Below are 21,416 nucleotides of genomic sequence, written 5' to 3'. Positions count from 1 at the left end.
ATTTTTTTGCATAATGGTATCTAATACATTTTACCAGAATGGAACGCTGCGTACAAAAAAATCGATAAGAATATTTCTATCGATTTTTATATTTTATTGAACTGTTACACTCTTTGCCAAGTTACGAGGTCGATCAACATCCAACGCTCTATCCAGAGTCGCATAATAAGCGATTAATTGCGCTGGAATCACTTCCAATAATGGCATCAGTAATTCATTAACTTCTGGCAAAATATAGGCATCGCCATCTTTAGCCAGTTCTTTAGTTGCTATAACAATTGTATTAGCACCACGTGCAGCAACTTGTGCAATTTCACCTCGAACTAATCCTGCCGTCTTCGATTGTGTAAGGAGTGCAAAAACAGGAGTTCCTTCTTCAATAAGTGAAATTGTACCATGTTTTAGCTCTCCAGCCGCAAATCCTTCCGTTTGCACGTAAGAGATTTCTTTTAACTTGAGTGCCGCCTCAACAGCTACGGCAGCATCTAAGCCACGCCCAATATAAAATGCTGAGCGTTGTCCAGATAGTGCACTTTCTGCTATTGCTTTAAAGTCTTCTTTTTGATCAATGATCACTTGCATTTCAACAGCTACTTTTGCTAATTCAAGCTTCAAATCCAATCCTGAATCACCAATAGCATGGGCTAAAATAGCCTCAACACTTATTTGAGCTGTATATGCCTTGGTAGAAGCAACTGCTATTTCCGGTCCGGCGAGCAGAGGCAATGCGAAGTCGGCTTCTCGTGTTAATGTTGAGTTCATAACATTAGCAATAGTCAAGGTTGGATAGCCTTGTTTCGTAATATTATCCAAAACTTCACGAGAGTCAGCCGTTTCGCCTGATTGACTCAAGAAAATAAAGAAGGGATTTTGACTGAGCATTGGTTGATCATAAGCAAATTCTGAAGAAATATGCACTTCAGTCGGGATCTTAGCCCATTGTTCAAAATACCGTTTACCAACTAATCCGGCATGATACGATGTTCCTGCAGCAACAATATATAAGCGGTCGGCCGCTTTCATTGCATCGATAATTTCAGCATCGATATTTTGAATATTATTCTCAGCATCAAAATAATATTGAGCAAGCGTACGAGTAACAATTGCTTGTTCATCCACTTCTTTAAGCATGTAATATGGATAAACACCTTTATCTGTCTCTGCAGCATCAATATCGAGATGGAATGGTAACCGTGTAATGGATTTACCTTGTGCGTCAAATAGAGTCACTTTATCTTTTTCCACAATCGCAACTTCATCATCCATCAATTCAATAAAATCATGAGTGACATCCAACATAGCAGCGGCATCAGAGGTTACGACATTCCCTTGATCTGACACACCAATTAGTAAAGGACTTTTCTTTTTAGCGGTATACATAACGCCAGGTTTTTGACGATCCATCAACAAGAACGCATATGCTGAATTGCCATCTAATAAAGAAATCATTTTCTTAAAAGCATCGACTCCTGATAAGTTTTCTTCTTTCGCAAACTTATCTATCAATTGAACAGCAACTTCTGTATCTGTTTGAGAATGTAGTCTTACATCTTGCAAATATGTATCACGTAATTCATCATAATTTTCAATCACACCATTATGCGCCAAGTAGAAGCGTCCGTCTTCTGAAGCATGAGGATGTGCATTTTCGACAGATACACCACCGTGCGTTGCCCAACGTGTATGAGCAATACCCGAAGTACCTCTGATATTTTTACTTTCCGTAACGCGTTCCAAATCAGCTACACGGCCTTTTTCCTTGACCAAATAATCTTCTTGATCACCATTGTTTACATATACACCAGCTGAATCATAACCACGGTATTCTAACTTTTTTAGACCCTTCAACAACGTTGGTAACACTTGATTAAAACTAGTAAATCCAACAATTCCACACATTTATATAGTCCTACTTTCAAAAATGGTTTTATTTTTCATTTTGCTTACAAGTGCTATTTTACACAGCTTAAAAAGCATTGTCAAACAACTTTTCAGTTATTGGTATACCTCATAAAAAGTGATTGGTATAATATTACTTTTTAGATTATTTCTTCTATACATTATGAGTTTATGGTATCATATACAAAAATTGAAGGTGAGACATATTGTGACAAAAATCGTTACGTGGCACATTAAAAATGCCAAAATTCTAGATGTATTTAATTTAAAATTTGATGATACAGAATTATGGATTAATGATAATCAAATTTTATACCGAGGGAAGCGAAGCGACTTAACAGCTAAAAATACCTTTGATGCTGGTGGCAGATATATTGTGCCTGGATTGATTGATTCCCACTTACACATTGAAAGTTCACTACTCACGCCCAGCGAATTCGGAAAACTAGTTATACCACATGGTATTACACGAATATTTGCAGATCCCCATGAAATTGCTAGTGTAGCTGGTGTATCTGGTATTCAATATATGTTGGAAGATGCTAAGCAGACCCCGCTAAATATTCATTATATGCTACCCTCTTCAGTACCCGCCACACCTTTTGAACATGCTGGTGCCACGCTACACGCTGATGCTTTGAAGCCATTTTATAGCGTTCCAGAAGTCAACGGTTTAGCAGAAGTTATGGATTTTCCTGCTGTAGCAAATCTGGATCCCGATATGTTACAAAAAATTAAGGATGCTGAAGATGCTGGACGGCATGTCGATGGACACGCAGCCGGTTTAACTCGAAAGCAACTTGCAGTTTATCGAAAAGTCGGTATTGATACCGATCATGAAAGTGAGAATGCAAAAGAAGCATTAGAACGTTTAAATGCCGGTTTCTCTATATTCGTTCGTGAAGGTACAGTTGAGCGTGATGAAAAAGCAATACTACCTGCAATTACAATGGCCAATCAATCACACTTTTCTTTTGCAACAGATGACAAAACAGCTAACGATATCCAAAACGAAGGATCCATTGATTATAGTGTGAAACTTGCCATTGAAAATGGTATGGACCCAGCAATAGCATTTACAATAGCAACATATAATGCTGCTCAAGCACATAAACTGCAAAACATTGGTGCGTTAGCAGATGGGTTTGTGGCTGATTTAGCTGTATTTGATGATTTATCACATTTGAATTCACCAAAAGTCATGATTGGTGGTCATTGGTACGAAGACAACCAATCAATTGTCACACCGTTAGCTAACCAATCATTAAACTTCTCATTAAACAAATCTGACATCACCTTGCCGCTTCAAACTGATAAGCCAGCGCATATCATCAATATCACACCTCATCATATCACCACTGAACACACTGTGGAAAAAGTAGCTATCGAGCAAGAACAGTTCGTTGCGGATGAAACTTTTGCTAAAATTGTCGTCGCAGAGCGTTATCACAATCTCGGGCATGGTGTCGGTATCATCAAAGGATTTAACATGCGCAACGGTGCGATTGCTTCAACAATCGCTCATGATTCCCATAACGTGATTATAGCAGGTGTAGATGACGACGACATGATTTTAGCAGCAGATACGCTTCATGAAATCGGTGGTGGTCAAGTTGTCGTCAATCATGGTAAAATTACGACACTACCACTACCAATTGGTGGTTTAATGTCAGATCAACCATTTGAAAATGTCATCAAAACTAATCAGCAATTACTACAAGCTTTTTCAGAAATCAGTGACGTGCGATTTGATCCATTTTTAACTTTGTCGTTCATGGCATTACCAGTTATTCCTAGTTTAAAGATTACTGATCAAGGTCTATTCGATTTCGAAAAATTTGAATTTATAAAAATACAGGATTAAAAAATGAGAGCATTAAGTATTTCCCCAGAAAAATTATTGACAATGGTGATTGGGCAACCCCTTTCTATAGATATTTCTTATACAGGCCAACTACTTTTAGCAACAACGTTGCATCAACAATCAAACTTACCTTCTGAAATGGCAGGCGCACTAGCCGAAATTAGTAACACTGGTCAAGTTAAATTGATTACTTTGGTCCATCCATTTAAAGTGATTAATCACAACAAATTATTTGATATTGATGAAGGTACTATCCATCGAGAACCATATAATTGGTTTGGCCCACAAGCACTTGTCATTGAGAAAAAAATGCAAGATTTCATCAACAATTATGACGGCCCCGTCACTGAGGATGGTGCGATTCCTCGTCAATACATCCCCGATAACATTGCTGAACCAATTATTTTATCAGACAGATATTGGCAAGACTACGCTTCATTTGTAAATGACCCTGATGGTAGTTTCGCGAAACAAATCAAACCAATATTTAAAATCATATAGACAAAAAGCAATAGCGATGAGAACCGCTATTGCTTTTTCTATGTTTGAGTTTTATGCACCAGTAAAGTGTGAAATAAATAATTGGGCAATATTAAAATAAATTAGAACTGATGTTAAGTCGGATAAGGTCGTGATAAATGGACCACTTGCTACTGCCGGATCCATACCCAATTTATCAATAATTTCAGGAATTAAATAGCCTGCGAGGTTAGCTACCATAATAGCAGCTGCCATCGCTATACCTACTGCAAGACCCAATTGATAATTCTGCTTCCAAAAAGTAACAATTAGAAAAACTGAGAAACCGGTTGCTGTCCCTACTAAAAACCCTGCAAATATTTCACTTAAGAAATTTTTAAGAGCACTGTTACTACTACCTACGGCTAAGCGCCGGACAGCCAAGGCCAAGGCTTGTGTTCCAGCATTACCAGCTGTACCAGTAATCAGAGAAATAAACACAGCCAGTATTGATGCTTTTCGTACCAGACCATCAAATGAACTAATTAGTGTAGCCGTTGACATTCCTAACAATAAAAGTGCAATCAACCAAGGAATACGTTTAATTGCTGAATGCCATGCTGTATCATCTGTTTGACTAACGTTAACGGCAGCCAATCCAGAATAATCTTCAACAGCCTCTTCATCAATAACATCCACAATATCATCAACTGTAATGACGCCTAATAATCGGTCATTATCGTCTGTAACCGGGATAGATATAAAGTTATAATCGGCCACAATTTGCGCAACGTCCTGCTGGTCGTCACCAGCTTTAACGCTAATAATTCTATCTTTCGTAATTTCCGAAACCAGCATATCATCCGGATGCGTTAACAAATCACGAAGAGAAATGACACCAACTAGCCGGTCTTGTTTATCCGATACATAAACGTAGTTAATGGCTTCCGCTTCAAGTGCCTGCTGCTTAACTATACGCATCACTTCATCAACACGCAAATCTGCCTCAACTGCCAAGTACTCAATTGACATTAATGAACCAGCAGTTTGCTCCTCATAATTGATCAACTTACGAATATCCTCGGCCTCATCTTTTGGCATCAAGCTTAAATAAGTCGCAACTAACCGCGTTGGCATTTCCTGAAGAAGATCGACCTCGTTATCGGCATACATATTGCGCAAAACTTGAACAGCTTTTTGAGGTGGCATTTCTTGCAGTAGGTCATCAATATCTTCATCGTCAACATCTATGTTATCAAAAACAGTTGCTAATGTTTCATTGTCCAGCAATCGCCATGCTACGGCACGTAATTGTTCAGGTAATCCACTATACACTTGTCCCATTTCAAAGTCGTGTAGCGCATTAAATGACGTCACAAAAGCCTCATCTTGTCCTGAATGTAATAAATCAGAAAGATGAGCGATGTTTTGATGTAGTTGTTCTGATTTTTCTTCCACTGTTTACTCTATATCTCTCAAAGTTTTTAAATCTTCTGGTAAGGGCGTATTAAATTCTCGGTATTCCTCAATAAAAGGGTCATAAAATTTCATATGATAAGCATGCAACGCTTGTCTTTGTAGTCCATGCCATGTTGGTCCACCATACAGAGTGTCTCCCACCAAAGGGTGCCCTATATTGGCAAAATGAACACGAATTTGGTGTGTTCGTCCTGTATGCAATTGTACCTTCACACGAGTCATATTCTGTTCATCGTCCTCATAACGACGTTCGACCCAATATTCTGTGCGCGATGGTTTGCCATCATCACGGACTTCTCTTTTTATAAAGTCACCATCCATACGACCGATTGGTGCATTAATATCACCATGGTCATTCGTTAAAATTCCTGATGGATAAGCTAAATAAAATTTTTCAACTGTGTGTTCTTGTAATTGTTGATCCAAAACTGCATGAGCAAATCTATGCTTGGCTAACAAAACAATTCCTGATGTATCACGATCAAGACGAGTAACAACATGCGGAACTAAATCATCAGCCTTAATAGTTTCGAGATGTCCTTTAACTTGATTGACCAAGGTATGCAGACGGTCAGCATGCCCTGGAACCGTTGTGACACCATATGGTTTATTGACAAGTAGCCAATGTTCATTTTCAAATATAATGTCTAATGGTTTATAGTCTGGAGCAACCAAGTCATTACTTTTTTCCGTAGGCATAACAATCGTAACCATGTCACCATTCGTCAAATAATCAGATGTATAAACTGGTTTTTCGTTGACAAGGATTGCGCCGCCATTATGCTTCATTTGGCTAAACATTCTATGTGAAACGCCATGATTTTGCAAAAAAGTACGTACTTTACGTTGTTCATTACCACTATATTTCCAAGTAAATTTCATATTTAATCTTATTCAATAACTTAAATTATATACTACAACAATCGCATTATATAATAATTCGCTTGTACCGCCCTGGAACAAACTATTACTAAATTTCCTCTCAAATTTATGTATAAAAACTCTGTCCCTTGAGACAATTATTAGCTTTTTGATCTATTCAATTTCACTGATAAAGGCATTCTGTACGCGTCGCCAAAAATCCACATGCCGATATTGAGCAAAATGGACATTTTTTTCGGAGACCTTAAAGCGTAGTTCAGTAATATTGTGTCCCTTAATCTCTTCTTGGTCATACATGACCAAGAAATTGTTGCTTTTTGGTTTCATAATAATTTCTTGATCTTGTGGCACAATTAACGGTGAACCTAATGTTCGAAATACTCGATTATTGATTGAGGCTATTTCAGACATTTGAATTGCTGGCAAACTTGGATGTAATACCGCACCACCATTAGCCTTATTATAAGCTGTTGACCCAGTTGGCGTTGCAACAGCAATACCATCTCCACGAAAACGTTCAAAAGCATGACCGCCTAAATATATATCGGCAACCAAAGTACCAACAGGTTGCTTTATAACTGCTTCATTAAGCGCTAAAAACTTGTAAGATTCTCCACTAGTTCTGACAACAGTTAGTTCAAGTAGTGGATAACTAACTTTTTGTCCATTATCATGAATTAAACTTTCAACAAATTGATCAAGTTCTGTACTTAACCAATCCGTATAAAACCCTAAATGGCCTGTATGAAGGCCAACAAAACGCACACTTTCCGTTTGGTCAACATACTTCTGAAAGGCACCCAAAAGCGTACCATCCCCACCGACGGAAACGACAATATCCGGATTTCTATCATCAATATCGACATTATTTTTTTTCATTGCCAATATCAATTTTTTGGCAATAACCACACTATGTTCAGCATGATTATTGAAGATTGCGATTTTCATTCTATTGCTCTTATCTCACTCAGTTCTTGATCTAAAGCAAAAGTTGATTCTGATAGCTTAGTCAGTCGATTGGCTAAATCTTCGTTCAACTCTCCATGCTTATAACGCAAATCATGTTCTACCGTAGCCCAAAAATTCATGGCCATTGTTCGTACTTGAATTTCTGCCAGTACTTTTAATTCTCCAGTGTACATTTGGACAGGATATTCAATCACAAGATGATACGATCGATATCCTGAAGGTTTAGCATTACTGACATAATCACGTTCTTCTAAAATTTGAAAATCTGTTCTTTGACGCAATAAATCAACCACAGTGTAAATGTCTTCAACATACTTTGTCATAATACGGACACCGGCTATATCTTGTAAGTCAAGAGCCAACCGATTCTCATCTAAATGTCGACGAATTATCTTTTCTTCAATTGACGCTCGAGATTTCACACGACCAGTTACAAATTCAATTGATGAATCTTCACCAGATTTCTCGTATTGCTGACGCAAACCACGTAATTTTACTTTAAGCTCTGAGACGGTTTGAATATATGGTATAAAAAAATGATCCCAATTCATACTGTCATCCTCTATCATATTTTTTAATTACTACTATTCTATTTTAACATATTTATGAGCGTATCATTTGTCAAGTACACCCTTGACGGCTATACTAATATTTTGTATATTAAATAAGTTAATAATTCAGGAGAACAATCATGCTATCTATATATCATTTTGATACGCCACTGTCTGATAATTGCTTAATTACAGAGCAATATCTACAAAAAATTAGTCAACAAATCCATCGTTCACATCATCTATTTTTTGTCCCTTTAATCAATGAACCAATTCTGAAAATGATTAAGGATAATCAGTCAACATGTGCCGATGAGCCTACCGACAAAGCTAGTTTAGTCTATCGCCTAACTCTCGATTTCAAAGCTGCTCAAATTGAAGGTAATAAAAAAGCACGGGCCTTACTCATCAATTTACAAGAAGCGCTGACAATTGGTCATCAGAAATACTCACGCAACTTAGTCGTCAACATTGCTAAAAAAGTAGGCCTCAACATTACAGACTTTCTGTACAATCGTAATTCAAAAGAAACGAAGCTGTCCATACTAGAAGATCAACAACTCGCTCACGGTATGATGCCAAAAGTTCAGGCTACGGTGGCGATCGATGATGCGATCGATTTAAAAACGCAAATATTGACAGATTTTTCTGTTAACGATTTGCTACCTGCATTTTTACCCCATATATCAGATAATGATGTGTCAGAAAAAAATGAAGAAGCATCAGTTAATTTAGCATAAATAAATACAAATAAAAAAAGCTGCTATCATATAGCAGCTTTTTTTATTTGTATTCACTTTAAGCAGGCATTCGAGCCAAACTCGCCGCACCAATCACACCAGCATCGTTACCTAACTCTGCTAACTTTACACGTGTAGAGTGACGCACTGTTGGGAACGCAAACTTAGTCCAATGTTTTTCAACACGTGCACGTAAGAATTCTCCTGCAGCAGCAACACCACCACCAATAACAACAGCTGATGGATTCAAGATATTAGACATGGTAGCTGTAGCATATCCCAAGTAATAAGCAACTTTGTCAACAACTTTATTTGCCAAAAAATCGCCTTGCTTTGCTAAATCAAAGACAATTTTTGATGTAACTTCTTCACCGTTGTCAATCATCTTCTTTAATTTCGAATTACCCACATATTCTTCGGCAATAGTTTGCGCTAAATGAACAACACCAGTAGCTGAAGCATATTGCTCTAAGCAACCACGATTGCCACATGTACACAAATATCCATCAGGTTCAACAATCATGTGGCCGACTTCTCCACCGGCTCCAACTGTACCATGAATTAGCTTACCATTGGCTAACAAGCCACCACCAACACCAGTGCCTAAGGTAATGAATGAAACTTCGTCATCATTATTACCAGCACCCTTCCATGCTTCACCAAGAGCAGCAGAGTTAGCATCATTATCAATTGTCAAAGTAAATCCTGTTCCTGACTCAATATCTGCTTTGACCGGTTGCTCTGTTTTCCAATTTAAGTTAAATGCTCCTGTGACTGTACCTTTTTCACGGTTAACAGTTCCAGGTGTCCCCATACCAATGCCAATAATACGTTCTTTATCCAGTTGATAAAGGTCTAAATGATGATTAATGGATTCAATAATATCTGGAACAATGTGTCCACCATCATCCAAAATATTTGTTTTAATTGACCATTTTTGTTGAATTTCACCTTGATCAGTCAAAATTGCAAACTTGATAGTTGTACCACCAAGATCAACGCCAATAAGTTTATCTTTTGCCATGATTATTAAAGTGCAAAGCGCATTTCTAACAACAAATTAATCGCCTTATGTGATGATTAATCAACGCAATGCATATTTCCTCCATAAAATTTATTACCTACATATTCTAACAGAAAGTGCTTACATAGTGCAAGCGTTTTCATCATTTTCACTAAATGTTTTCAATCACTGGGATTCTCGGATTCGATGGTGTGTTCATGTGATAAAATCAACTTAATTGTTGCATAATCTTTTGCATTTAGAATTTCCGTTTTGAAAAGATTGTCTACTTCTAGTGCTGCCAATTCGATATCCCACAGACGCTTCCCAACATGAATATAGACACCGAATTCTTTTAAATACTGTAATACATCATAAAATGTTTTCATATTCTTACACCTGCCCAAAAAGTTAAAATAATCAGCAATATTGTTATAGCTCCTATGATTAAGCGCCATCGAAGAGCGTATTTCCCACTGTGCCCATAAAAACCAAACATTACTGCAAACATCATTCCACCGATTAAGCCACCGATGTGCCCCCATATATCAATATCAGTTGATGAAAAGCCTGTAACTAAATTTAAAATGACAAAAAGGCCCAGCATTGTGCCCATCGACTTAACTTGAGGATCTTCTTTAAAACGAATGGCGTACAAAATAAGGCCACCAAACATGGCAAAAAGTGCTGTAGATGCACCTACAGAAACACTCGACGGCGCCAATAAATATGAAAAAATATTACCAATAATGCCGCCAAAAAAATATAGTCCAAAGAATTTTGCACTGCCAAATGCTCGTTCAACAAGTGGTCCAATAAACCATAAAGTAATCATATTAGTGACAATGTGTAAAAAACCAGCATGGAGAAAAACCGGCGTTAACAAGCGCCAGTATTCATGTTTTAACTGGATATATGGTCCCCATTTTGCACCCATATTAATTAAGAATTCACTATTCTCCGTCATTCCGCGACTTAATACAAGCTCAATTAGGAATACAAATGTAGTTATCAAAAATATAATTGTCGTTATCGGTGCTGTTTGATATTGTTCTTTTAATGCCTTCATAATCTTTATTTTAACAGATTATGGGTTTTTTTGTTTTGTTGTGTGATAAATGAATCAACTTATTCGTATGCATCAGAAAAAGCATTCGATAAATCGAATGCTTTTTCTCAACGACGATCTTTCAACCGCTGTTGCATCAAATATTGATACCGTGTATACCAAACATCAACGTATCCTTGTGAGAATGGTCCAGAACCTTCGTTTATCCAATCAACCAAAATTTTGACATGGGCTTTCAAAATTTTATCGATTTCTGACGGGTAATGCCACTTTTTACTATGAGCTGCATATTCATCTGCATCAAGTAAATGTTTAACGCCATCAGGAAAAACTTTAATATCTAAATCGTAATCAATATATTTTAACGCCTCCTTGTCAAGTACATAGGGAGAAGCTAAATTACAATAATACGATACACCATTATCACGAATCATCGCAATGATATTAAACCAATATTTCTTATGGAAATAAACAATAGCAGGTTCGCGGGTAACCCATCGTCTACCATCATCTTCCGTTACCAAAGTGTGATCATTTAGGCCAATGATAGAGTTTTCACTAGTCTTTAGTACCATGGTATCGCGCCAAGTTCGATGCAACGAGCCGTCATGCTTATAGCTTTTGATCGTGATGAAGTCACCTTCTCGTGGTCCACGACTGGGTCTATCAACGTTCATAACGCTACCTACTCTTCTAACACCGAATTCCTATTTAATTGTACCACATTTCAATCATCTGCAGATACTTCTAACTCGTGAATTACCACATTAATTAATTCAGAGTGATAACCTTTGGTATACAAGTTGTTTTTTGTTTTATATATTCTTTGACTTGGTATTTCCTTACGATAGCGTTGCCAGCTTTTTTCCGCTTGACGCTTGATATTTTCTAGTTCAATATCATCGTCATTCTCTGTAATAACCTTGTCAACAATAATTTCTGCAATGTCAAAAGAGAATCCTTTTGCAGCTAAAGCTTGTACAATTTTTTGTTTCTTAGCTCGAGTTGATTCTCTTTTGTATGTGTTAGCAGATTTTAAAGCAAGTTTCTCTGCAATTTCAAGTTGCTCCTCGTGAGTATAGTCAGACAATGCTGTTTCAATATCATCATCATGAACACCCGCCTGCTTCAAATCTATCTTGACAACATTAGGTCCCTTAGGGCTAATAATTTTTTTGGTTGAAACATAGTGTTGTGCATAATTTAAATCATCGATATATTTTTGCTCATATAATTGAGCAATAACTTCATCCTGAATATTCTCTGGCACTTCCTTTTCACTCATTCTCTGCTTCACTTGTTTGACTGTGTGCAACGAATGACTAAGAAAGTTAAGCGCAATACTTAACGCCTTGGCAACAGAATCACTATGCTTAATTTCTGCGATTAATTCTTCATCTAATTCTCGCCCTTTTGCCAAGCCAAATTTAATGAGAACACTTTCCGCCACACCAAAAGCGAATTGATTATCTAGATCAATATTATAGCGACCCGCTTTTTTTTGAATTGAAATTTTAGTTATCTTTTTCATAATTCTATTGTACGATAAAAATTGCTATTCACATGTATTTTAAAATAAAAAATGATGCTAATACGACTATTAACATCACAATTCTTAAATTAAATAATTTGGTCTAATCCAATGACAACACCGTCTATATTTTTTACAGCTTCTAAAGCGCGAATTACACCTGGTACAAAAGCTGAGCGGCTTGTTGTACTTTGGGTCAGCGTGAATTGCTCATCCACGCCACCAAAATAAACGCTTTGCTGTGCGATATAGCCAGGTAACCTTATTGCATGAACCGGTACACGATCAATCTGTTCACCGCGAGCTGTTGCTGCTGTTGTTGATGTTGGTTCCTCGATACGGGCTTCTGCAATCAATCTTGCGGTTTGCTTAGCTGTCCCAGATGGTGCATCTACCTTTTTGGGGTTATGCGCTTCAATAATTTCTGCATCGGGAAAATATTTGGCCGCTAATTGTGAGAATTGCATTAACAAAACTGCTGACAAACTAAAGTTTGGTACAATTAAAACACCTTTTGATGACTTTTCACGCAATGTTGCTATTTGTTCATCTGACAAACCAGTGGTACCAATCACTAACGGCATGTTGTGTTCAATGGCGTACATCGCATTGTCAAATACAGTTGCTGGCGTACTAACATCCAACCAAATATCTGCCGCTACATTTATATCTGATAAGGCAGTCCACACAGGTATCTTACTCTCATGTTGATGTCCACTCACAATACCAACAATTTCATATTCTTCACTCAAGTTATCTTGAATAGCTTGGCCTAATTTACCAAAACCACCGGCTAAAATTATTTTTGTCATTATTTCTCCAATAATTCATTCAAATGTAATTTTTGTGCATCACTTAAAGGAATGAGAGGTAGACGTACATCTTCACGTACAAACCCTTTTTCAGCTAATTTTGTCTTAACTGGCGTTGGGGAAGGATAGGCAAATAGAGCATTCATTCGTGGGGTTAGGTAACGTTGCAAGCGCCCAGCTTCACGCCAGTTATTTGCATTCATAGCACTAAACAATTCAGACATTTCGTCACCATAAATATGTGAAGCTACCGAAATTGTTCCAGCACCGCCAACAGTATAGGCCGCAAGGGTCATCGCATCCTCACCAGTATAGACTGCAAATCCCGTGGTTCCTTCTACCTCTGCTTCAACAAATTCAGTTGATGTTGTTTCTTTAATTGCATTAATATTAGGATGTTGGGCTAATTCAAGCACACTCTCAACAGTCAGGCCGACAACCGTACGTCCAGGAATATTATATAACATAATTGGTTTTTCAGAAGCATCAGCGATAGCTTTAAAATGTGCAATCATTCCAGCTTGACTTGGCTTATTATAATATGGTGTTACTGCCAAGATACCGTTGATATGCTCGATTTTGCTTAACGCTTTGGCTGCTTCTACGGATTCCTTCGTATTATTGGAACCTGCATTAGCAATCAAAAGTGCGCGATTACCAACTTGTTTTGCAATAAACTGTGTTAATTCAACTTTTTCTTTAAAAGACAATGTTGGAGATTCACCCGTTGTTCCTGCAATCACAAATCCTTGTGAACCATGATTTAATAGGTGTTCAATTAATTTCTCTAATGACTCATAATCAATCTCATCGTTTACTGTAAAAGGCGTAATAATTGCCGTAATTAAATTAATTCCTTCGTACATGCTTATTCTCCTTGTGACATTCGCCACTCAATAAAATCTTTCAAAGCATTGAATCCTGGTAACAAAGCTGCTTCATCGATGTTTAACTTCGCACTGTGCAGTGAATGATTATCATTGACACCAAGCCAAAGCATGACACCAGGAATGTGTTGTAATATATAACCAAAATCCTCACCCGTCATCGCAGGTTTTGCTTCTTCAAATGCAATATCTTGACGCTGTTCCATGAAACTCAACAAATTATTAGCTAATTTAGGATTATTTTCAACAGGTAAATAACTTCCTGTTTCAAGTCGAACATTAATCTTGACATCATTTGCCAATGCTACGCCTTCAACTATTTGACGAATTCGTGTTGTCATTTTATCCAAGCCGCTTTTGGTCATACTACGAACTGTTCCGGCAAGATGCACAGTGTCTGGAATAACATTATTTGTAAAGCCGCCGCTAATCATTCCAAGACTCACTACGCCACCTTCTATCGGGTCGACGTTACGCGATACAACCGTTTGTAATAACATAATTAATTCAGCCGAAATAACAATTGGATCCTTACCTAAATGAGGATAGGCCGCATGACCACCTTGACCGTAGATGTCGATTTCGAGTTCAGCCGTTCCGGCAAATAAAGTACCCGCTAATGTACTTAAAGTTCCAGCAGGCAAATTGGGTTGATCATGAATGCCATAAAACTCATCAGGACACCACTCACCTTCAAAAATACCTAAATCAACAGCTAATTTGCCACCACTTTTTGACTCTTCAGCCGGTTGAAAAAAGATAATTAAATTGTCTTGAGGTTGATGTTTACTAAAATACTGAACTAATCCCAAAGCTAAAGACATATGAACATCATGACCACATGCATGCATAACACCTTTGTGAGTTGATGCAAACGGTAACCCAGTATCTTCTGTAACTGGTAGCGCGTCAATATCAGCACGATATCCAATCGTCCGTCTTGGATTGGTCCCAGAGAATTTCACAAACAATGCCGTAGGTAGTTCTTCTACTTGACGGATTGTCATAAAATCAGTTTGCCAGGATTGAATTTTTCCTAGTAAATACTGATGCGTTTTAACTTCCGCTAAAGCAAGTTCTGGAATTTTATGCAAGTCACGACGATAGGTTTTTAAATCTTCTTCACTAACTGGCATTATAATCCTCGCAATGCATCAATTAACGCAGTCTTTTGTTGCGTTTTCGAATCAATCTCCTTAATGATTTTTGCAGGAACACCAGCAACTACTGTATTTGCTGGTACATCTTTTGTGACGATTGCGCCGGCCGCAACTACTGCGCCGTCACCGACCTGTACGCCTTCAATAACAACAGCATTAGCGCCAACTAAAACATTATTCCCGACTCGAACAGGTTGAGCAGATGCTGGTTCAATCACACCAGCTAATACTGCACCAGCACCAATATGGGAATTTTCACCAACAATGGCACGGCCACCAAGTACAGCACCCATGTCAATCATTGTGTTGGCACCAATCTCTGCACCAATATTAATCACAGCACCCAACATAATCACCGCATTATCACCAATTTCAACTTGATCGCGAATAATAGCACCTGGTTCAATACGCGCGTTAATTTCTTTTTTGTCAAGCAAAGGAACAGCAGAGTTACGTGAATCATTTTCAATAAATACATCTGTGGGTGGTAGATTCTTAATTAATGATTCAATTTCAGACCAATCACCAATTAATTGTCCAAATGATTCATTGCCAAATTGTTGCACAGTATCCGGCACTTCAGTTGCCAATGTACCTTTATAGGTAACTTTTACTGGGGTAATTTTTTTTGCATTTGCAATGAAATTAATTAGTTTTTGTGCTTCGTTTTCAGCCATGTTATTTATCTCCTAGAGTGTAATTCTGATCTAAACTGATCATATGTTCAAAAGTTTCACGTTCAACAACCACTTGATGTTGACCGTTTTCCACGAAGACAACGGCCGGTCGTGGATTTCGGTTATAATTCGAAGCCATTGCGTAACCGTACGCACCTGTTGCAAGTACAGATAAAATATCACCTGGCTTTGTTGCTGGTAATTCTTCCTGCCACACCAATACATCACCAGACTCGCAATACTTACCAGCAATTCGCACAATCTCTTCACTTTTAGCATTTGGTTGATTAGCTAAAACCGCTTCGTAATTCGCTTGATAAAGTGCCGGACGAATATTGTCTCCCATACCACCATCTACAGCTAAATAATTTCTAATTTCTGGTATATCTTTACGAGATCCAACTGTATACAAAGTTTGCCCAGCTGGTCCGACAATCGAACGACCAGGTTCAATCCATATTTCTGGCATTGTCCAATTGTATTGCGTAGCCTTTTCTTTCAAAACACGGATAATAGCGTCAGCAAACTCGCTTTCTGGCAAAGGTTGATCCTCATCAGTATAACGAATACCAAATCCACCCCCAGTATTAATGACTTCTGGTTGCCATCCCCATGAGTAAGCCGTATCTGCTAGTAACGCTGCATTTTTCTCAAAACCAGTCACATCAAATATTTGTGATCCGATGTGGGCATGTAAGCCACGCAAGTGAAGATGAATATCTTTTATCGCAATATCATAAGCCTGCTTGGCTTGACCCGTTTGTAAATCAAATCCGAATTTACTATCTTGCTGGCCGGTACTAATAAATTCATGCGTATGGGCTGAAATTCCTGGTGAAATACGTAGTAAAATATCTTGAACAACATTTTTTTCCGTTGTGATTTCTGATAGTAACTGTAGCTCAAGAAAATTATCAACAATAATTGTTCCTACACCATTTTCAACAGCCATCATAAGTTCATCATAGCTTTTATTGTTACCATTAAAGCTAAGATGATGGGTTGGAAAATCAGCTTTAATTGCCGTGTATAATTCGCCACCAGACACGACATCAGCGTGAATATCCTCTTGAGCCGCCACCTGATAAATTGCTTTCGTAGCAAAAGCTTTACCAGCATAACTTACTACATATGGGACACCTTCTTGTTCAAAAATGCGCTTAAACGCCCTCATCGTCTTACGAATAAGTGTTACGTCGTAAACTGCTAACGGCGTGCCATATGCTTTTGCCAGTTCGATTGTATCAACACCATCAACTGTCAGATGTTGCTTTTCATTTGTTGGATATGTCATCATTTCCCCTTGAATTACACAAAAAAACCTTTGATAGGTTCGCAAAACGGACTTATCAAAGGGCATTGTTAGCATTTTTGACAGTTTCCATAGCTCACCGCATCTCTGCGACAGTCTAATAGCTCTTAACTATTAGCCCAATCAAGGTTATTTGTAGATAACCTTGATTTCGGCGATATCCCCTAAGCTTACTATCAATTGCTACAGCAACTCCGGTAAGTGTATTGTCAATCGCGACCTCTATGTGAAATATTTTTTATTCTGTCATTATTATGACTGAATCATTATTGAATGTCAAGTTTTTTTCGTTTAATTCTTTGTTAGTAATTATTTTATTTTAAAAAGACGTTAATAATTTGTTCATTCTCGGTGCATAAATATCACCAAAGCGTGTAAAGTGCATCAGTATATAATAAAATTCATACCATTTTTGACGTTTTTGCCAACCATCGTCCAATGGCCACTCTTGCATATATTGATCATAAAACGATTGGCTAAAGCCAGCAAACACTCTTGAAATCGCTAGATCATATTCTCGATCACCATAGAATACGTTAGGATCAATAAATACAGGTTTACCTTGCTTATTGAACATAAAATTTCCTGCCCAGAAATCACCATGCAGTAATGATGGTTGAACTGTTTGCGAGTGATTATCATTTAATATGGTTTCACGTAAATTACTATAGTGATCCCCACGTTGAGTCAGCCAAAAATTATTTTTTTGCGCTTGTGCCATTAGCGGATCCAAGCGTTGTTTCACAAAAAATTCAGCCCAAGAAGACCGCCAAGTATTATTCTTAGGCACAAAATCTACTAGATTATCACTATCAAATCCAAACTTAGGTGCTGTAGCTTGGTGAATTTTAACCAGTGACCGTGCCAATTCAGGTTGTGATCCATTGCCTTGATTAATCCACGACAAGACTAAGTAAGCGTGTCCTTGTAACTGACCTTGTGCTAAAACATCTGGTACAATCACCTTTTCTCCGAGAGCCTTTAAACCAGCAACTTCATGGTCAAAAAAACTTGCTTGAGCATTTTGTTGAATCTTTAAAAAATAGCGTTGGTTATTCGAATAGAGTGAAAACGCCTCGTTAATATCGCCACCGCGAACTCTTTCTAAATCATGTGGTTTTTCAATTCCTAAACGAGTAACAAAATCATTGCCTAAGTACATATTATCCTCCAAAATTTATTATCGGAACAAAAAAAACACAATTTTCATTACGAAAACTGTGTTTTTGACAAAATAATACCCTTATTATCGACAAATTTATTCAATTGTCCCACAGGTATTATCATCTGTTTGTAGTGTATCATAATATGATACTGACGTCACTACTTTGTATACTTCTCTGCTGTTAGCTGATGACTGGTAAATTGGCTGCAATTAAATTATTAGTTATATCAACAAACTTTTTATCATTCAAACGTAACAAGCGCCAATCGTATTCCGTGTCATTATCAAATTCATCAATATATGGTTCAAATTCACCTTCAGTTTGTAAAATCAGATAGCCTGCAAAAGCATTCGAAAATTCACTTTCAGTGCTAATAACGCGTACTAATTGGTTATTAGAAAAAAATCCGACGACTAACTGATCATTATTCCACTGACCTTCAAAGGCCCACTTTAAGGTAATCCAATCTGAAAGTGTTATTCCAAGGTTCAATAAATAGTCCACAGATAAACGGATATGAATTGGATGCTTAGTAGACTGGGTGTCGATTCCTTGAGCATCCAATTGAGAGGAGAAGATGCCACTTAAGGCTTCAAAATCACCCACACTGGGGACTTTTTCTTCATTTTGCCATGCTTCAACAGTTTCTACCTCAATATCTAATGCATCAGCGATCTCTATTGTTGAAATTCCAGTTAGTTCTTGTAGTTTTTTTAAGTTATTCATAGCTATAATTATACAGAAAAACCGCCACAAATGGCGGCTATTTCGATATTATTTTTTTCTGTTTTTTTGAAATCATTGCTGAACGAACAACACCGATGATTGTTGGCATTAATGTAACCAACGCAATGCCCATAATAATTACCGAAAAATGTGCTTTAACGAATGGAATATTACCAAACATATAACCTGCACCAGTTGCAATTAAACTCCAAGAGAACGCAGCAATCAAACTATTACGTAAAAAGTGCTTGTATGAAAATTGACTGATGCCTGCCACAAACGGAACAAATGTACGGATAATCGGCATATAGCGCCCAATGATTATTGCCGCAGCACCACGTTTTTCAAAGAAAATTTCAGCTTCTTTAATATGTTGTTCTTTAATGAAACGACCAAAGAAACGATGGTGCAAAATTTTATAACCACCTGTACGACCAATCCAAAAGTTGACTGAATCACCAATAACAGCTGCTAAGAAAAATACAACCATAAAAACCCAATGATTAAGTCCGGCATCTAGCCCAGCAGGTGTAGCAGCAATAGCTCCTGCAGCGAACAGCAATGAATCTCCAGGCAAAAATGGCATAATTACACTACCAGTTTCGATGAAAATGACCACAAACAAGATCAAATACGTCCATAACCCGAACGCTTGCACAAGATTGCCAATGTGGACATCAATATGCAAAATAAAATCAATTAGAAATGACATAAAGTTCCCCTAAAGTACGAATAATAACATTTTACCACATATCTGAATATGGCATGTTAAAATATAACTTTTCTTCTAACCAGCAACATCACTTCATCTTATTTATTCAATGCCTGTTTCGGTTGCCTCATTGAAATAAATCCAAAAACAACCATCCATATGGTGGCACCAATTGCTGGTAGACGAGATTCTGGATTAAAGAAGAGCGTAACAAATAAAAAGCTGAAAAACAGAATTGCCAATGGTACTAATGTCTTGGGTGCTATGACAAGAAAACCATCAGGCATGTAACTATCTGACTTACGATACTTCATATAGGCAAATAATATAAGTACATAAATCATCAAAAACAAGTCAGTCGATGCACTTGTCACAAAACTAAATGCATTGGTGATTGATGGAATAATCGAGATTAAGGCTGAAAAAGCAACCATCAATGATGTCACCAAGACGGCATTAACTGGTAATTGTGTTTTTGATGTTTTTCTAAATGGTTGTAAGAATTTAGCCTTAGATTGGAAAGATAAAGCAAAGAAATTGCGGCTTGCGCTAAACAAAACCGAATTCAATGCCGAAGCAGCACTCGTTAATACAACGAAATTAATTAAAGCAGCAGCCCATTTCACACCTGCTAACTGGAAAACCATCACGAAAGGACTTTGATCTTCAGGTATTTTTTGCCATGGATAAATCGTCATAATAATGAACAATGCACCAAGGTAGAAAAATAATATACGCCAAGGAATTTGGTTAATTGCTTTTGGCAAAACCGAACGAGGATTTTCTGTTTCAGCCGTTGTCATACCAATAAATTCCATACCGACAAATGCAAACATCACCATTTGAAAGGCATTAATAAAATTACCAACCCCATTAGGAAATAATTCAAAGTGATGCCAAACATTACTAAAAGCAACTTTTCCAACTGGTGTTTCAAAACCTGTCAAAGCCATGATGATACCTGTCACAATCAACGCTAAAATAGCTATGATCTTAATCATGGCAAACCAAAATTCAGTTTCACCATAAAGTGCTACAGCAATTAAATTGATTGACGTTAGCAAAACAAGCATGACGATTTGAATCAACCAACTTGGTAAATCCGGCAGCCAAAACTGAATATATTTTGCCACTGCAGTCAACTCTGCCATCCCCATAAATACAACAGTCAACCAATAGGACCAACGTGCAAAAAATCCAGCACGATTGCCTAAAAATTTAGTAATAAAAGAAATAAAAGTATGTTGACTGGGGTCAGCATATAATAGTTCACCTATGGCGCGCATTACAACAAACATAAAAATTCCAATAACCAAGTAAACCAATAAAATAGACGGTCCAGCAAAATGGATTGAATTTCCTGCCCCCATAAATAGACCAGTACCAATTGTTCCACCAATGGCTATTAACTGAACGTGTCTGTTTTGTAAACCTCGTTTCGGAAGGTTACTGTCGCCTTTTGAATCGGACATAATAATATAAATTTCCCTTTCCTATTGCAAAGCACCCCTCGATTAT

Annotated in this window: 22 protein-coding genes; 3 read left to right on the top strand and 19 right to left on the bottom strand. The window is 37.5% G+C overall.

Going from position 1 to position 21,416, the window contains the following annotated elements; all coding sequences use genetic code 11:
- Positions 1-93 precede the first annotated feature (93 nt).
- The gene (gene glmS, locus GJV51_05915) at positions 94-1,899 is read right to left on the bottom strand and encodes a glutamine--fructose-6-phosphate transaminase (isomerizing) (protein ID QGM25532.1); all 1,806 of its coding nucleotides are present in this window, start codon (positions 1,897-1,899) and stop codon (positions 94-96) included.
- A 208-nt stretch (positions 1,900-2,107) separates the two neighbouring features.
- Between glmS and ade the strand changes: the two genes are divergently transcribed.
- Positions 2,108-3,763 carry an adenine deaminase gene (ade, locus tag GJV51_05910; protein QGM25531.1) on the top strand — a complete coding sequence of 552 codons (1,656 nt, stop codon included), beginning with the start codon at positions 2,108-2,110 and terminating at the stop codon, positions 3,761-3,763.
- Between the two features lie 3 nt (positions 3,764-3,766).
- Positions 3,767-4,264: a hypothetical protein gene (locus GJV51_05905; protein QGM25530.1), complete on the top strand. Its 498-nt coding sequence runs from the start codon at positions 3,767-3,769 to the stop codon at positions 4,262-4,264.
- Positions 4,265-4,315: 51 nt separating this feature from the next.
- On the opposite strand, the gene mgtE is transcribed toward GJV51_05905, so the two are convergent.
- The 4 genes from mgtE to GJV51_05885 form a co-directional block, all read right to left on the bottom strand.
- On the bottom strand, positions 4,316-5,680 hold the full coding sequence (mgtE, locus tag GJV51_05900) for a magnesium transporter (GenBank protein ID QGM25529.1): 1,365 nt from the start codon (positions 5,678-5,680) through the stop codon (positions 4,316-4,318).
- Between the two features lie 3 nt (positions 5,681-5,683).
- Entirely contained in the window at positions 5,684-6,583 is a 900-nt protein-coding gene (locus GJV51_05895) for an RluA family pseudouridine synthase (GenBank protein QGM25528.1), read from the bottom strand.
- 153 nt (positions 6,584-6,736) lie between these two features.
- Positions 6,737-7,531: an NAD kinase gene (locus GJV51_05890; GenBank protein QGM25527.1), complete on the bottom strand. Its 795-nt coding sequence runs from the start codon at positions 7,529-7,531 to the stop codon at positions 6,737-6,739.
- Complete coding sequence (locus GJV51_05885; GenBank protein ID QGM25526.1) at positions 7,528-8,103, bottom strand: GTP pyrophosphokinase family protein; 576 nt, start codon at positions 8,101-8,103, stop codon at positions 7,528-7,530. Before GJV51_05885 ends, GJV51_05890 begins: the two co-directional genes overlap by 4 nt.
- A 140-nt stretch (positions 8,104-8,243) precedes the next feature.
- Between GJV51_05885 and GJV51_05880 the strand changes: the two genes are divergently transcribed.
- A complete protein-coding gene (locus GJV51_05880; protein QGM25525.1) occupies positions 8,244-8,843 on the top strand; it encodes a DsbA family protein in 600 nt (199 codons plus the stop codon).
- A gap of 58 nt (positions 8,844-8,901) precedes the next feature.
- On the opposite strand, the gene GJV51_05875 is transcribed toward GJV51_05880, so the two are convergent.
- The 14 genes from GJV51_05875 to GJV51_05810 all read right to left on the bottom strand — a co-directional run bounded on the left by GJV51_05875 (position 8,902) and on the right by GJV51_05810 (position 21,370).
- Entirely contained in the window at positions 8,902-9,867 is a 966-nt protein-coding gene (locus GJV51_05875; protein ID QGM25524.1) for an ROK family glucokinase, read from the bottom strand.
- A gap of 161 nt (positions 9,868-10,028) precedes the next feature.
- Positions 10,029-10,235, bottom strand: coding sequence for a DUF910 family protein (locus GJV51_05870; GenBank protein QGM25523.1), 207 nt, complete (start codon positions 10,233-10,235; stop codon positions 10,029-10,031).
- Entirely contained in the window at positions 10,232-10,915 is a 684-nt protein-coding gene (locus GJV51_05865) for a rhomboid family intramembrane serine protease (protein ID QGM25522.1), read from the bottom strand. Before GJV51_05865 ends, GJV51_05870 begins: the two co-directional genes overlap by 4 nt.
- A 107-nt stretch (positions 10,916-11,022) precedes the next feature.
- Positions 11,023-11,592, bottom strand: coding sequence for a DUF402 domain-containing protein (locus GJV51_05860; GenBank protein ID QGM25521.1), 570 nt, complete (start codon positions 11,590-11,592; stop codon positions 11,023-11,025).
- A gap of 50 nt (positions 11,593-11,642) precedes the next feature.
- Positions 11,643-12,446 (bottom strand): recombination regulator RecX, encoded by an 804-nt coding sequence (recX, locus tag GJV51_05855; GenBank protein ID QGM25520.1) that lies wholly within the window; start codon positions 12,444-12,446, stop codon positions 11,643-11,645.
- A gap of 89 nt (positions 12,447-12,535) precedes the next feature.
- Positions 12,536-13,258: a 4-hydroxy-tetrahydrodipicolinate reductase gene (locus GJV51_05850; GenBank protein ID QGM25519.1), complete on the bottom strand. Its 723-nt coding sequence runs from the start codon at positions 13,256-13,258 to the stop codon at positions 12,536-12,538.
- On the bottom strand, positions 13,258-14,124 hold the full coding sequence (gene dapA, locus GJV51_05845; GenBank protein QGM25518.1) for a 4-hydroxy-tetrahydrodipicolinate synthase: 867 nt from the start codon (positions 14,122-14,124) through the stop codon (positions 13,258-13,260). The genes GJV51_05850 and dapA overlap by 1 nt, the downstream gene beginning before the upstream one ends.
- 2 nt (positions 14,125-14,126) lie before the next feature.
- On the bottom strand, positions 14,127-15,281 hold the full coding sequence (locus GJV51_05840; protein ID QGM25517.1) for an amidohydrolase: 1,155 nt from the start codon (positions 15,279-15,281) through the stop codon (positions 14,127-14,129).
- Positions 15,281-15,982 (bottom strand): 2,3,4,5-tetrahydropyridine-2,6-dicarboxylate N-acetyltransferase, encoded by a 702-nt coding sequence (gene dapD, locus GJV51_05835; protein ID QGM25516.1) that lies wholly within the window; start codon positions 15,980-15,982, stop codon positions 15,281-15,283. The genes GJV51_05840 and dapD overlap by 1 nt, the downstream gene beginning before the upstream one ends.
- Before the next feature lies 1 nt (position 15,983).
- Positions 15,984-17,276, bottom strand: a complete 1,293-nt coding sequence (gene lysA / locus GJV51_05830; GenBank protein QGM25515.1) for a diaminopimelate decarboxylase — start codon at positions 17,274-17,276, stop codon at positions 15,984-15,986.
- A 337-nt stretch (positions 17,277-17,613) separates the two neighbouring features.
- A complete protein-coding gene (locus GJV51_05825; protein ID QGM25514.1) occupies positions 17,614-18,456 on the bottom strand; it encodes a phosphotransferase in 843 nt (280 codons plus the stop codon).
- 184 nt (positions 18,457-18,640) lie between these two features.
- Entirely contained in the window at positions 18,641-19,186 is a 546-nt protein-coding gene (locus GJV51_05820) for an XRE family transcriptional regulator (protein ID QGM25513.1), read from the bottom strand.
- 37 nt (positions 19,187-19,223) lie between these two features.
- Positions 19,224-19,898, bottom strand: coding sequence for a cytochrome O ubiquinol oxidase (locus tag GJV51_05815; GenBank protein QGM25512.1), 675 nt, complete (start codon positions 19,896-19,898; stop codon positions 19,224-19,226).
- A gap of 98 nt (positions 19,899-19,996) precedes the next feature.
- Complete coding sequence (locus tag GJV51_05810) at positions 19,997-21,370, bottom strand: amino acid permease (protein ID QGM25511.1); 1,374 nt, start codon at positions 21,368-21,370, stop codon at positions 19,997-19,999.
- Positions 21,371-21,416: the final 46 nt, after the last annotated feature.

The organism is Leuconostoc mesenteroides subsp. mesenteroides, from assembly GCA_009676745.1.
Classification (GTDB): Bacteria; Bacillota; Bacilli; order Lactobacillales; family Lactobacillaceae; genus Leuconostoc; species Leuconostoc koreense.
This window is presented reverse-complemented; position numbering and strand designations above follow the sequence as displayed.

What these genes read in the sequence shown, in the direction of transcription:
- glmS (QGM25532.1), bottom strand. Translation starts at nt 1,899, where the DNA reads ATGTGTGGAATTGTTGGATTTACTAGTTTTAATCAAGTGTTACCAACG.
- GJV51_05905 (QGM25530.1), top strand. Translation starts at nt 3,767, where the DNA reads ATGAGAGCATTAAGTATTTCCCCAGAAAAATTATTGACAATGGTGATT.
- GJV51_05895 (QGM25528.1), bottom strand. Translation starts at nt 6,583, where the DNA reads ATGAAATTTACTTGGAAATATAGTGGTAATGAACAACGTAAAGTACGT.
- GJV51_05890 (QGM25527.1), bottom strand. Translation starts at nt 7,531, where the DNA reads ATGAAAATCGCAATCTTCAATAATCATGCTGAACATAGTGTGGTTATT.
- GJV51_05885 (QGM25526.1), bottom strand. Translation starts at nt 8,103, where the DNA reads ATGAATTGGGATCATTTTTTTATACCATATATTCAAACCGTCTCAGAG.
- GJV51_05880 (QGM25525.1), top strand. Translation starts at nt 8,244, where the DNA reads ATGCTATCTATATATCATTTTGATACGCCACTGTCTGATAATTGCTTA.
- GJV51_05875 (QGM25524.1), bottom strand. Translation starts at nt 9,867, where the DNA reads ATGGCAAAAGATAAACTTATTGGCGTTGATCTTGGTGGTACAACTATC.
- GJV51_05870 (QGM25523.1), bottom strand. Translation starts at nt 10,235, where the DNA reads ATGAAAACATTTTATGATGTATTACAGTATTTAAAAGAATTCGGTGTC.
- GJV51_05865 (QGM25522.1), bottom strand. Translation starts at nt 10,915, where the DNA reads ATGAAGGCATTAAAAGAACAATATCAAACAGCACCGATAACGACAATT.
- GJV51_05860 (QGM25521.1), bottom strand. Translation starts at nt 11,592, where the DNA reads ATGAACGTTGATAGACCCAGTCGTGGACCACGAGAAGGTGACTTCATC.
- recX (QGM25520.1), bottom strand. Translation starts at nt 12,446, where the DNA reads ATGAAAAAGATAACTAAAATTTCAATTCAAAAAAAAGCGGGTCGCTAT.
- GJV51_05850 (QGM25519.1), bottom strand. Translation starts at nt 13,258, where the DNA reads ATGACAAAAATAATTTTAGCCGGTGGTTTTGGTAAATTAGGCCAAGCT.
- dapA (QGM25518.1), bottom strand. Translation starts at nt 14,124, where the DNA reads ATGTACGAAGGAATTAATTTAATTACGGCAATTATTACGCCTTTTACA.
- GJV51_05840 (QGM25517.1), bottom strand. Translation starts at nt 15,281, where the DNA reads ATGCCAGTTAGTGAAGAAGATTTAAAAACCTATCGTCGTGACTTGCAT.
- dapD (QGM25516.1), bottom strand. Translation starts at nt 15,982, where the DNA reads ATGGCTGAAAACGAAGCACAAAAACTAATTAATTTCATTGCAAATGCA.
- lysA (QGM25515.1), bottom strand. Translation starts at nt 17,276, where the DNA reads ATGACATATCCAACAAATGAAAAGCAACATCTGACAGTTGATGGTGTT.
- GJV51_05825 (QGM25514.1), bottom strand. Translation starts at nt 18,456, where the DNA reads ATGTACTTAGGCAATGATTTTGTTACTCGTTTAGGAATTGAAAAACCA.
- GJV51_05820 (QGM25513.1), bottom strand. Translation starts at nt 19,186, where the DNA reads ATGAATAACTTAAAAAAACTACAAGAACTAACTGGAATTTCAACAATA.
- GJV51_05815 (QGM25512.1), bottom strand. Translation starts at nt 19,898, where the DNA reads ATGTCATTTCTAATTGATTTTATTTTGCATATTGATGTCCACATTGGC.
- GJV51_05810 (QGM25511.1), bottom strand. Translation starts at nt 21,370, where the DNA reads ATGTCCGATTCAAAAGGCGACAGTAACCTTCCGAAACGAGGTTTACAA.